Raw genomic sequence first — 11,693 nt, forward strand, 5'->3', positions numbered from 1 at the left:
TTTAATTTCAAGTAATTGAAAAAATAAGTATCAAAACCAGTGAAGTGATTAAGATCATTTTCATTTGAGAAATATTCGTTTATCTTGAGCCAATTCAGTTTAAATCCCAGTCCATGACAATTGGCCTTTTAAAAGAACCCGAGGGGGAAAATCGGGTGGCACTTCTTCCAGAAAGTGCCAAAACCCTCATTCAACTCCAAGTAGAAATCCTTGTCGAAACACATGCAGGAGAAGCTGCATTTGCCTCTGATGCCGACTATGAGGCAGTAGGTGGAAAAATTGCCTTGCGAAAGGACGCCTTGAAAGCAGATTTGATTCTCGGAATCAATCCTCCTACTGAAGAAGAACAGCAAGAACTTCAAGCAGGGCAGGTATTAGTTTGCCTTTTTCAACCTCTTTCCAATAAGGAATTGGTAGATCGATTCCTGAGCCAGAAGCTGACTACTTTCTCTATGGATAATGTTCCAAGAACTACTAGAGCACAGGCTATGGATGTGCTTTCTTCCATGGCAACTGTAGCTGGGTATAAAGCGGTTTTACTTGCCGCATCCAATTCCCCAAGATTCTTCCCAATGTTTATGACTGCAGCAGGAAGTATTGTTCCCTCCAAACTTTTGGTCTTGGGAGCTGGTGTAGCAGGATTACAAGCTATTGCTACTGCTCGCAGACTAGGTGCAGTGGTAGAAGCTTTCGACGTTCGCGCAGCTGCCGAAGAAGAAGTAAAAAGTTTGGGTGCCAAGTTTGTCAAAGTTGAGGGAGCCAAAGATGAAGCAAGTGCCGGTGGATATGCCGTTGAGCAAACGGAAGAATACAAAGCAAAACAACAAGCATTGATACAGGAGCACGCCAAAAAATCAAACATTATAATTTGTACAGCTCAGATTCCTGGTAGAAAAGCACCCGTTCTTATTACCAAAGAAACCGTGGAAGCAATGGCTCCAGGCTCAGTGATTGTGGATTTGGCAGCTTCGACAGGAGGAAATTGCGAACTGACCGAAAACAATCAAATCACTCACATTCACGGTGTAACCATCATTGGAGATTCTAATCTTTCCTCCAGTATGCCCATGGATGCAAGCAAAATGTATGGCAAAAACATGGTCAATTTCCTAAAACTTCTAATTGACAAAGAAGGAAATCTTCTCCTGAACTGGGAGGATGACATTATTCAAAACACCTGCGTCACACATGATGGAGCAATTCGAAGCGAGCGTGTAAAAAATATCTTGTACCCATCCGAAACCACAGCCTAATTATGGAAGAAATTCTTAGCCTATTTTATGAGAATCGGGAATTTATATTCCTGATCATCGTATCCATATTCCTTGGAATAGAAGTAATTTCCAATGTACCTGCCGTTTTGCATACTCCATTAATGTCCGGTGCTAATGCCATTCATGGAGTAGTAATTATTGGATCAATTATCATTATGCTGCAAGCAGACCCTGGAAATTACTACGCCTTGGTTTTAGGTTTTCTAGCTGTGATTCTAGGGACTTTGAATGTGGTTGGGGGATTTGTAGTCACCAACCGGATGTTGGAAATGTTTAAGAAAAAATCGAAGTAAGTATGGATATCAAACTACTCGGACTTAGTCTCCTAGAGCTGTCCTACATTGTTGCTTCGGTGACTTTTATTTTGGGTTTGAAAATGCTTTCAAGCCCTGATAAAGCCAGAAAAGGAAATCTCATAGCCGGATATGGAATGGGATTGGCCATAGCGGCCACCATTTTATTTAAAGAAGAATTCAGCCCTGACAAATGGTTGAATTACAGCTTGATTCTTGCTGGATTGATAATTGGAACTGTCATTGGAGTCCGCATGGCACTCAAAGTAAAAATGACCGCCATGCCACAAATGGTTTCCTTTTTCAATGGAATGGGAGGAGCCTGTGCCGGTGTAATCTCACTTGTAGAATTTGATCACCTTCGTCATGGAGGAGAAGTTTCTACGGGAATGCTGATAGTCATTTTATTGGGGCTGATAATTGGTTCAGTTTCATTCTCCGGTTCCATGATAGCCTATGGCAAACTAGAAGGAAAAATTGCTGATAAAGCACTTCCTGCGGGACAAATCATCAATATTTTGCTTTTGATCGCAATCTTTGGATTAGCTGGATTTTTGGCTATTTCCGGAAACTTGAGCATGCCTATGCTTTACGGCCTGCTTACACTTTCCTTGCTTTATGGGGTACTATTTGTGATGCCGATTGGTGGCGCGGATATGCCAGTGGTTATCTCCCTCTTGAACAGCTTCACAGGAATGGCAGCTGCATTTGGCGGTTTCCTTTATGGAAATCAGGCCATGTTAACAGGTGGTATTTTGGTAGGTTCGGCCGGTACTATCTTGACCGTTTTGATGTGTACCGCCATGAATCGCTCCCTTACCAATGTGATCATTGGCTCTTTCGGAGGAGGAAATGCTGCTTCCGCTAAATCAGGAGAACAAGGCACGATCAAAGAAATCAGCGTGACCGATGCTGCCATTCTGTTGGCTTATGCGAATAAAGTTAGTGTGGTTCCGGGATATGGATTGGCTGTCGCACAAGCACAACATACCGTTCATAATTTGGAAAAACTATTGGAAGACAAGGGTGTAGAATTGACCTATGCCATCCATCCGGTAGCAGGCCGAATGCCTGGACACATGAATGTACTTTTGGCAGAAGCGGATGTCCCTTATCCAAAATTATTGGAAATGGAGGACGCCAATGAAGGCATGGCAAGTACTGATGTAGTATTGGTGATTGGTGCAAATGACGTGGTCAATCCGGCTGCGGAAAATGACCCCTCCAGCCCGATTTATGGTATGCCAGTGGTAAAGGTATGGAATGCGAAAAACATCATTGTTTTGAAACGATCCATGGGAAAAGGTTATGCAGGAATCGAAAACGAGCTTTTCTTCCATCCCAAAAATCGAATGCTTTTCGGAGATGCGAAGGACTCTTTAGAAAAGCTTATTGCTGAATTGAAAAATCTTTAAAATAAAAAAGAGCCGATCCATTCAAATGAATCGGCTCTTCTTTTTGACTGTTTGATTTACTTTTTCCAGGCTTTTATCAGGCCTGGCAACATCACCAAAGAAATAATCAAAAGACCAAAAGATTCACGACCTTCCTCCATTTCGGGAGTTTTCATCGTCAAATCTCCTTGCTCTATTTCCTGACTTATCCAACTTGGAACAGAGTCAGGCCAATAATAAATCGCGCCAATTACACAGGCAATAACTACAATGGTCAATGGGTATTTGGGAAAAATTCCTTTGATTCCTCTCAAACAGAATATGAAAGCAACAGCGTAGATACTTACCCAAATTTCAGGATCAGGATCATTGAATTGCCAATAGGCAAACAAAACAAAAACCAAAGCCCAAAAACCGTAGAAATATTTCCAGAAATTCATAAAATTCAGTTTAAATCAATGTCTTCGTAGCGGGAACACAGCCAGAAAAACCTCCTGCAGCTACCTTGTACCCATGATAATCAACCATCACTTCCCGAACCGTAGTGAAGCCGTAAATCGTTCGAGATTTCATGATATCAAAGAATTTCTTTTCATCCTCATTTGCTGAATTTGCAAGTGACAAAAGCAATTCTTCACGGCGAGCTTGATCTGAATCCAAAAAATCAGTCTTTCCTAATTTATCCAATTGATTTTTGATCAAGTCTTGATCCTCTTTTTCATAACAATGCTCAATAAAGCGAAGCAAAAACTTATCAGTTCCAGTACTCAAGGCTCCAATGGGTTTTGCGTCCGGAGTAGGTAAAACTGGGGGTAATCCTTCGGGAATGATAGTATCAGCAATGGCAGAAATTAATTGCTCCTGCTTCCAAGAGAAAAAACCTTTGTGAGTTAATTGATCTACCAAATGCCATTTCCAGTCGGCTAAAACCAATCCGGCAATCCCAACTCCTCCCGCTCCTAATATTTTGAGTGATTTTCTTCGATCCATAGCTACAGTATGTTTCCGTTGAATTTAAGGGATTTGAGGCGAAGGACAAATAGCCATTCGTGTAATTTCAGGTGAGCTTAGCGATCCTGATAATTGAGACTAAAGCCAATAGAAAGATAGGTCCGAAGTTTTTTATCGGTAGAATTCGACCCCATCCCCAGAGTAATCGGACCCAAAATAGATTGATAGGAAATATCGGCTCCATATCCCAAAAGGGTATTCTGAGTGAAAGTATTTTTTCCAAAAACTTCTTCAATTGGAATTTGATCTGAATAACCCAGCCAATTGATCCCTCCCCTCAAAAACAGTTTTTTCATTGGGATGACTTGTAATTCCATCCCTAATTTCCCGAAGTTTTGCGCTGTGATCTCGGCATAATTTAGACCCCAAAATCGATTATCTATAAATCTAACCATCTGATATCCTCCTACAAAAAAGTCCCGGAAAGACTGGCTGCTTTGTTTGGAAAGCGTAAGCCCTCCTCCGATGAAAGGCTTGATTTGAAAGGATTGGGAAATTGGTAGGAGTTTAGAATATCTACCCAACAAGGTCAAATAAGAATCCGGGGTTATATCCTCTACCAATTGATCCAATTGATCTTTTCCCAAAGGAATTTGAACACCCCCTGCGTCCAAATAAATAGTATCAACTCCTTTTTCCAAATTGATTTTTAGCCAAGTTTTAAATCGATATTCGGCTTCTAAAAGGCCTTCGGCTCCTCGAGTAGGAAAGTTCCGATCATCCTGAGAATTTCGATAATACCTTGCTCTAGCACTGACATAATTATCAATTCCATTTCTTACTCCTTCTGGAAGGATTTGGTCAAACTGAATTTTTGATTCACTCAAATCAGTGATAAATCCTAAATAAAACGCCTCTTTTAGCGAATTTGTGGTAATTAATTGTAATTCAGAACGGTTGGTATTGAAGATATTAATCCGAGACAATTCTCCGTTTTCATATCCGGGAAATTCCTGTTTAAGGAAATTGTACCGGAAATTTAGCGCAACTTTTTTCTGAGACCCTAAATACTTGTAATGGTCAATCCGAAACTTCGGGTTTTTAGAAATATCAGCCACCAAAACAGTTCTTGAGGATTTACCAATCCAATTTCGGATTGTCCAATTGGCTAAAAGCCCGACGGAAAAAATATTATCATAATGCAGAGCCGTAGAAAAAGCAGTTTTGGGTTTTTCGATGGTCCGAATACTCAAATCAAATTCCTGATCATTAATGGGTTTCATCGAATAATCGACCTTGTAAAACCCATTGACCCCAAAGATATTTCGAACACCTTCCTGCAAATCATCCCGATTTACGGTTTGGCCAGGAACAACTCCCAACTTAGATTCTATAAAATCATCTGAAAAAAGCCGGTTCCCTTTTACATCAATTGAATGGATTTTTACTTCCGGAGAAATAGGTGTTTCGATTTTGGTCAGATTTCTCACTCCCAAACTATCCGCGGCCTTTTTGAATTGATCAAAAAAATCCTTCCCGACTTTTTCACCCAATTTCAAAATCGCATCATATTCTCCAAAACTTCCAGTAGAATAAGGACCCAAATCGGGCTTGATATAAATATCCGTATCCTCAATATTCACACTGGTTTTTCGAAGGGATTCAGCCATTGCGATCTGCATCAATATACCTCCAAACCCTCCCAATTCTTCAATTTCCAAAAAATCCTCATCGGAAACATTGACTCCAATCACAAAATCTGCACCCATGGCTCGAACAATGTCCACAGGAAAATTATTCACCACTCCCCCATCCACTACCAATGTGGAATCCAAATTAAATGCCGTGAATGCAGTTGGAATGGCTATACTCGATCGAATGGCATCATGTAAATACCCTTTATCAAAAACAATGGGCTTACCAGTCCGAACATCTGTCGCGATACATCGAAAAGGGATAGGGAACTCATCAAAATCCTGGTATTGGGAAGCAGGAAAGGTGTAATAATGTAAAATCTCAGAAAGCACCTGTCCATGAATCAACCCCGATGGTAAGGTGAGTTTACCTTTGTTAAAAGGGACCTCTAAAAGGTAGCGGTTGTAATATTCCTTTTCTTCAAAGGCTATATCTTTAAAATCCACGCGATTTGAAACAACCAAGTCCCAATTGGTAGAGCGGATCACTTTTTCAAGATCATCTGCACTATAGCCAATCGCATAAAGGCCCCCGATCACAGAACCCATACTTGTCCCAACAATGTAATCAGGCCTTAATCCCGCTTCTTCCATGGCCTTGATTACACCTACATGAGCTATCCCTTTTGCCCCTCCACCACTTAATACTAAACCAATTCGGGCAGGCTTCTCGGAAGAAACCTGCCCCATTAAATAGTGGCTACTGAAACAAAGTAAAAGAACAGTAAAAATTACCCGATAGATAGTAGAGGCCATAGTCAGATGAAAGAATTTACTTTCGATAATCCAAAGGAGCTTCTCGATCTCCTACCAAGGACTCATAGTTGAAATTTGCTCCTCTTCTACGATCCAATTCAGCCTTAGCCTCTTCAGCAAGTTTAGGATTCATGAAAACATCCAGTGCGGTCAAAGCCAATGTTTTTGCTGCAACCATCATTCCTTTTATCCCAATGCTAGTTCCTCCTGCTGCTACTGCCTGCCAAGTATGGGCACTTGTTCCAGGCACCCAAGTAGCCGTTCCCAATCCTGCTGTAGGAACTAACCAACTTACATCACCGACATCGGTAGAACCCCCTGTTCCTTTTTCCTGAACTTTGAATGGTTCAATTTTCGCCGCATCTTCTGCAGGATTGATGGATAATTCCGGATAGCTTTTGATGAGTTCTTCAGCAAATTTCTTTTCCTCATCGTTGTAAATCACACCACCAACCTGCTCTAGATTCTTATGCATTACTCTTGCTAAGGTTTCATTTGGAAGCAAATTGTAAACACCATTGATGATTTCATATTCCATGGTAGTTTGGGTTCCCATGGCAGCACCTTCAGCGGCTTTTACCATTCGATCAAAAATAGCCTTAACGACTGCTACATCTGGATGTCTGACATAGTGGTAAGACTCTGCAAATGCAGGCACTACATTTGGTGCCTCGCCTCCTCGGGTAATCACATAATGCATTCGGGTTTCTTGAGGAACGTGCTCACGCATTAGGTTAACCATGAAATTCATCGCTTCTACCCCATCCAAAGCAGATTTTCCTCGCTCAGGAGCTGCTGCTGCATGAGAAGCAACCCCATAGAAGCGGAACTTGGTAGAAATATTAGCCAAGGAAGAATTTGCTCCAGCGTTATTTTTAGATCCAGGATGCCAATGTAGCATCACATCCACATCATCCATAAGTCCGGCTCGGGCCATGTAAACTTTACCTCCACCGCCTTCCTCAGCAGGTGTTCCATAAACTCTGATTGTACCCTTAGCACCATTTGCAATCATCCAGTCTTTGACTGCAATACCTGCTGCTACGGAAGCCGTTCCAAACAGATGATGTCCACAAGCATGACCAGCTCCTCCTTCAACTACCGGTTCACGAAACGGTGAAGCTTCTTGAGATACTCCCGGCAAAGCATCAAATTCAGCCATGATCCCAATGACCGGATATCCAGATCCGAATTCTGCGACAAAGGCTGTTGGTATATTCGCAACACCAGCCTTCAGGGAGAATCCAGCATCTGTCAAAGTTTTTTGAAGTAAGGCAGAACTCTCACTCTCTAAGTAACCTAATTCAGGATTAGACCAAATTTGGAGAGCAATTTTAGAATATTGCTCAGTCTTAGAATCTAAGTCATCAAGGACGGATTTTTCTTGCGCTTTCAGCCCAATAGCCAAAAAACAGAAGAAAAGAGTAAATAACTTTTTCATAGTAAGGTGATCGTAAGGATTAAGTGTCTTTCAATTTTTTGAAAATTAGAAGGAAACTAGCAGAGCCCCAAAGATTCTATGAAAATTTGGAGTGAAAACAAATTCAAAAAACAATATTTCACCTGAATGGATTTGATCTAAATTTTATTCCTCAAATATTTCATTTTTAAGTCGTTTATTGTATTTTTCTAAGAAATTAACCCTAAATACTATGAATAAATTGTTTAAAGTTTTTTCCTGGGTCCTCGGAGCCCTGATTATTTTGCTCCTCATTGGTTTTGTTTACATTCAAATGGCTTTCCCATCAGTTTCGCCAGCTAAAGAATTATCCATTGACTATACTCAGGAACGTATCGAGCGTGGAGCTTATCTAGCCAACCATGTGACAGTTTGTATGGATTGTCATTCTGCAAGAGACTTCTCTTTATTTTCTGGACCTCCTACTCCCGGAACCTTAGGAAGAGGCGGAGACCGATTTGACCATTCCATGGGTTTCCCGGGCGTTTTTTATGCTAAAAACATTACTCCAACAGGTATTTCTGATTATACCGATGGGGAGTTATTCCGGGTAATTACCACAGGGGTGACCAATGATGGAAGAGCCATGTTCCCTTTGATGCCTTACATGTACTATGGCAAAATGGACCCAGAGGATATTTATGATATCATTGCCTACATTCGATCCTTGGACCCAATTCAAAGTGATATTCCAGAGTCAGAAGCGGATTTTCCAGTTAGTCTAATTTTAAAAACTATCCCCAAAGCCGCCGAACCTCAAAAAAGGCCAGACCCAAGCGATCAAGTAGCCTATGGTGGCTATTTAGTAAATGCATCTGGTTGCATTGAGTGCCACACGCAAGTTGACCAGCAGGGTGCCATTATCCAAGATCTTGCTTTTTCCGGTGGTCGCAAATTCCAGTTTCCTGATGGATCAGTCGTTGCCTCAAGTAATATCACACCTGATACTGAAACAGGAATAGGAAATTGGACCTCTTCGCAGTTTGTCCAGCGATTTAAACAATACTCAGACTCTTCCTATTTGACCAAAAAAGTGCAACCGGGTGAATTTAATAGCATCATGCCTTGGACCATGTACGCGGGAATGAAAACCGAGGATTTGGAAGCAATCTATGCATACCTTCAAACTTTAGAGCCACAAAGCAATCGTGTAGTTCGCTTTACCGCTTCGAATTAGAATTCTAACTCAATTTAAGACTATCCCCACAACAAAATTGTGGGGATTTTTTATTGTGTGACCACAGTCACTAAAAGTAGCCAAATTGGATTGGTATCTTACAAGCAGATTGGAAGAAAACTTCCTTCTGCCCTCTGAGAAATTCACCAAACAACAGTACAATAAATCCAAAATTCTCCATGAAATATTCCAGAAGGAAATTTATGTCCCAGCTGGGGGCATTGGGAGCTGGGACAAGTCTTTTGAGCCTTTCTCCTCAAGTAGCACAAGCTGAGGCAAAAAAATTAAACCCCAAATCATTTAAGCTTACCATCCTACAAACTACCGACGTCCATTGTCAAATTCATCCCCATGATGAATTGTTTTGGGAAAATGGGAAGTCTGTATTCAGAAAAACCGGAGGTTATTCTCACTTGAAAACCTTCTTGGATAAGGAGCGAGCAAAAGCTGAACATTGCTTAATCATGGACACCGGGGACATGTTCCAGGGATCGGAACTCTCCGTAATGACCACCGGAGAAGCCATGGTGCCTATTTTGAACGAAATCGGCTATGATCTTTACCTTCCAGGTAACTGGGAAGTGGTATACTACAAGCAGGCTATGCAGCACTTGCTTGGTTCACTTCACGCTCCGAAAATCTGTGCAAACATGTATCATGATCTTGGGGACGGAAAACGTGGAGAATTGATTTTCCCTCCGTACCATATCTGGACAGTAAATGGAGTAAAAATCGGTTTCTTGGGTTACACGGACCATTTGGTACCGCTTAGACAATCCCCTAACTACAGTAAAGGAATCATTTACACCAAGCCAGAGGAAAATCTGGAGCATTATGTGGATGTTCTAAGAAATCAGGAAAAATGTGCTTTCGTAGCCATTATTGCTCACTTGGGACTTTCCCAGCAGATTAATCTGGCAAATCTTCCTGAGTGCGAAGGCGTGGATTACATCTTGGGTGGAGACACACACGAGCGAGTTCGTAAACCTATTCAGGCCAAGTATGCTAAGGTAGTTGAGCCTGGTGCATTTGGATCCTTTGTTGGAAAATTAGAACTGACCATTGAAGATGGAAAAGTTGTAAAAGATGATTATGAATTGCTGGAAGTATCTTCAGAGGACAACAAACCCGACCCAGTAGTCGATCAAATCATCGCTCAAAATGAGCTCCCATTCCAGGAAGACATTTACCAAATTGCTGGATATAGCACAGTTCCTTTGTATCGCTATTTTGTCATTGAAAATCCAATCGATACGATGATTTTGGATGCTATCAGCTGGCAAGTACCGGAAATTGATATCGTTCTTTCCAATGGCTTCCGATTCTGCCCGCCTAGAACTAGTCCTGATCAAACCGGAAATATTCCGATTACCAATGGATATATCTTCGATATGCTTCCAGTTGACTCCACTATCAGAACTGGAAAAGTAACAGGTGCTCAAATCTCAGCTTGGCTCGAAAAAGAATTGAATAACGTATTCGCCAAAGAAGCATCGAAGCGTTTTGGAGGATGGGTAATCAAATTCCGTGGCATGGAAGTTAAATTCTTGGCTTTCGGAGAAGAAGGGAAGCGTGTTCAATCCGTAACTGTACATGGAAAACCGCTTGAGGCCGATCGAGTTTACAGCATTTGTGCTTGTGAGCGGGACGGAGATCCAGACGATATGCTTTGTCGTATGCGAGGCGTACAGGACACTAAAAACACGCAATTTACTCTGCACCATGCAGTTAAAAATTATCTGGCAGAAAATTCTCCAGTAACCCCAATACCTCCTAAATCAGCTGTTGCTCTAGATGCACCAGCTACCTTGCTGACTCAGGTGTACGGAGTGGATTATGAGTTCAGATAAACCCTTTCCCAAAAGGATTGAGAAAAGTGTTTATTCACCGAAAAGCCGGCTAATTGCCGGCTTTATTTTTTCAAGAAAACCAGAAAAGAAAGAACTCCCAAAGCCATCCCTCCACCTACACCGACTGAGAGCCAAATCCCCATTTCACCTCTAATCATACTGATTGCTGTTCCTACCACTACTCCGATCAAAAGACCACCGGAAATAAACAAAGGCAGATATTTCTCCTTTTTATTTTTCATCATCAAAACTGAATAAGTCTTCCACGGATATTTCTAGGGTTTTGGCCAAATCAAAGGCTAGACGAAGGGAAGGGTTGTATTTATTCTTCTCTAGAAACACGATAGTCTCTCTCCTCACATTGACTTTTTTTGCCAATTCCTCCTGTGTCATGCCAAATTTTACCCGTAACTCTTTGATTCGATTAGTCATTAGACACTCCTCGAAAATGATTAAACACCCAGCTCAAGGCAAAAATTATAGCCATCCCCACAATACCGATTCCAATTAGTCGATCCTTATCGAAAGTAACTCTATCCTGCATGTAGAGAAGGAACACCCATAAATACAAAGAAATGTAATAGGATAAAGCGGCCGTTCTAACCATCACTTTTTTGGTTAACTCATCCTCCTGCGGCTCGCCAGCTTTCCAGCTTTTAATCCGCCTGACCAAAAGAAAAACAGCGAACACCAAAACCAATACAATTATCCCCAAATAAAGCCCTTCTCCATTTGCAAACCCTGAGTTGCTAAACCATAGGTAAAGGGTAGCTGCCACCATCAAAATCACAGCCGCCATTAAGATTATTCGTTTCATAGCAATGTTAATTATTTCTAACACAATG

12 protein-coding genes are annotated in these 11,693 nt (G+C 41.4%); 5 read left to right on the plus strand and 7 right to left on the minus strand.

Annotation, left to right across the window (positions count from 1 at the left end):
- The first annotated feature begins 113 nt into the window (after window positions 1-113).
- The 3 genes from E4S40_RS11710 to E4S40_RS11720 are packed head-to-tail and all read left to right on the plus strand — an operon-like array spanning window position 114 to window position 2,982.
- Entirely contained in the window at window positions 114-1,253 is a 1,140-nt protein-coding gene (locus E4S40_RS11710; RefSeq protein ID WP_135074221.1) for a Re/Si-specific NAD(P)(+) transhydrogenase subunit alpha, read from the plus strand.
- A gap of 2 nt (window positions 1,254-1,255) precedes the next feature.
- The gene (locus tag E4S40_RS11715) at window positions 1,256-1,567 is read left to right on the plus strand and encodes an NAD(P) transhydrogenase subunit alpha (RefSeq protein ID WP_135074223.1); all 312 of its coding nucleotides are present in this window, start codon (window positions 1,256-1,258) and stop codon (window positions 1,565-1,567) included.
- Between the two features lie 2 nt (window positions 1,568-1,569).
- On the plus strand, window positions 1,570-2,982 hold the full coding sequence (locus tag E4S40_RS11720) for an NAD(P)(+) transhydrogenase (Re/Si-specific) subunit beta (protein WP_135074225.1): 1,413 nt from the start codon (window positions 1,570-1,572) through the stop codon (window positions 2,980-2,982).
- Between the two features lie 56 nt (window positions 2,983-3,038).
- On the opposite strand, the gene E4S40_RS11725 is transcribed toward E4S40_RS11720, so the two are convergent.
- From E4S40_RS11725 to E4S40_RS11740, 4 genes are all read right to left on the minus strand, one after another.
- Complete coding sequence (locus E4S40_RS11725; RefSeq protein ID WP_135074227.1) at window positions 3,039-3,401, minus strand: transmembrane 220 family protein; 363 nt, start codon at window positions 3,399-3,401, stop codon at window positions 3,039-3,041.
- Window positions 3,402-3,411: 10 nt separating this feature from the next.
- Window positions 3,412-3,951 (minus strand): gluconate 2-dehydrogenase subunit 3 family protein, encoded by a 540-nt coding sequence (locus E4S40_RS11730; protein WP_135074229.1) that lies wholly within the window; start codon window positions 3,949-3,951, stop codon window positions 3,412-3,414.
- 77 nt (window positions 3,952-4,028) lie between these two features.
- The gene (locus tag E4S40_RS11735) at window positions 4,029-6,362 is read right to left on the minus strand and encodes a patatin-like phospholipase family protein (protein ID WP_135074231.1); all 2,334 of its coding nucleotides are present in this window, start codon (window positions 6,360-6,362) and stop codon (window positions 4,029-4,031) included.
- A 16-nt stretch (window positions 6,363-6,378) separates the two neighbouring features.
- Window positions 6,379-7,803, minus strand: a complete 1,425-nt coding sequence (locus E4S40_RS11740; RefSeq protein WP_135074233.1) for an amidohydrolase — start codon at window positions 7,801-7,803, stop codon at window positions 6,379-6,381.
- Window positions 7,804-8,014: 211 nt separating this feature from the next.
- Between E4S40_RS11740 and E4S40_RS11745 the strand changes: the two genes are divergently transcribed.
- Window positions 8,015-8,998, plus strand: coding sequence for a c-type cytochrome (locus E4S40_RS11745; protein ID WP_135074235.1), 984 nt, complete (start codon window positions 8,015-8,017; stop codon window positions 8,996-8,998).
- 179 nt (window positions 8,999-9,177) lie between these two features.
- The gene (locus E4S40_RS11750) at window positions 9,178-10,848 is read left to right on the plus strand and encodes a bifunctional metallophosphatase/5'-nucleotidase (RefSeq protein ID WP_135074237.1); all 1,671 of its coding nucleotides are present in this window, start codon (window positions 9,178-9,180) and stop codon (window positions 10,846-10,848) included.
- A 62-nt stretch (window positions 10,849-10,910) separates the two neighbouring features.
- Here the strand turns inward: E4S40_RS11750 and E4S40_RS11755 are convergent, their stop codons facing one another.
- From E4S40_RS11755 to E4S40_RS11765, 3 genes are read right to left on the minus strand one after another with little or no spacing between them, the layout of a single operon-like run.
- Complete coding sequence (locus E4S40_RS11755) at window positions 10,911-11,093, minus strand: hypothetical protein (protein WP_135074239.1); 183 nt, start codon at window positions 11,091-11,093, stop codon at window positions 10,911-10,913.
- Complete coding sequence (locus E4S40_RS11760) at window positions 11,080-11,280, minus strand: helix-turn-helix transcriptional regulator (protein WP_135074241.1); 201 nt, start codon at window positions 11,278-11,280, stop codon at window positions 11,080-11,082. Before E4S40_RS11760 ends, E4S40_RS11755 begins: the two co-directional genes overlap by 14 nt.
- The gene (locus E4S40_RS11765; RefSeq protein WP_135074243.1) at window positions 11,273-11,665 is read right to left on the minus strand and encodes a hypothetical protein; all 393 of its coding nucleotides are present in this window, start codon (window positions 11,663-11,665) and stop codon (window positions 11,273-11,275) included. Before E4S40_RS11765 ends, E4S40_RS11760 begins: the two co-directional genes overlap by 8 nt.
- Window positions 11,666-11,693 lie beyond the last annotated feature (28 nt).

The organism is Algoriphagus kandeliae (genome assembly GCF_004571135.1).
Lineage (GTDB): Bacteria > Bacteroidota > Bacteroidia > Cytophagales > Cyclobacteriaceae > Algoriphagus > Algoriphagus kandeliae.

Coding starts and splice junctions, on each gene's coding strand:
- E4S40_RS11720 (WP_135074225.1), top strand. CDS start 1,570: ATGGATATCAAACTACTCGGACTTAGTCTCCTAGAGCTGTCCTACATT.
- E4S40_RS11715 (WP_135074223.1), top strand. CDS start 1,256: ATGGAAGAAATTCTTAGCCTATTTTATGAGAATCGGGAATTTATATTC.
- E4S40_RS11760 (WP_135074241.1), bottom strand. CDS start 11,280: ATGACTAATCGAATCAAAGAGTTACGGGTAAAATTTGGCATGACACAG.
- E4S40_RS11740 (WP_135074233.1), bottom strand. CDS start 7,803: ATGAAAAAGTTATTTACTCTTTTCTTCTGTTTTTTGGCTATTGGGCTG.
- E4S40_RS11725 (WP_135074227.1), bottom strand. CDS start 3,401: ATGAATTTCTGGAAATATTTCTACGGTTTTTGGGCTTTGGTTTTTGTT.
- E4S40_RS11710 (WP_135074221.1), top strand. CDS start 114: ATGACAATTGGCCTTTTAAAAGAACCCGAGGGGGAAAATCGGGTGGCA.
- E4S40_RS11730 (WP_135074229.1), bottom strand. CDS start 3,951: ATGGATCGAAGAAAATCACTCAAAATATTAGGAGCGGGAGGAGTTGGG.
- E4S40_RS11755 (WP_135074239.1), bottom strand. CDS start 11,093: ATGATGAAAAATAAAAAGGAGAAATATCTGCCTTTGTTTATTTCCGGT.
- E4S40_RS11750 (WP_135074237.1), top strand. CDS start 9,178: ATGAAATATTCCAGAAGGAAATTTATGTCCCAGCTGGGGGCATTGGGA.
- E4S40_RS11765 (WP_135074243.1), bottom strand. CDS start 11,665: ATGAAACGAATAATCTTAATGGCGGCTGTGATTTTGATGGTGGCAGCT.
- E4S40_RS11745 (WP_135074235.1), top strand. CDS start 8,015: ATGAATAAATTGTTTAAAGTTTTTTCCTGGGTCCTCGGAGCCCTGATT.
- E4S40_RS11735 (WP_135074231.1), bottom strand. CDS start 6,362: ATGGCCTCTACTATCTATCGGGTAATTTTTACTGTTCTTTTACTTTGT.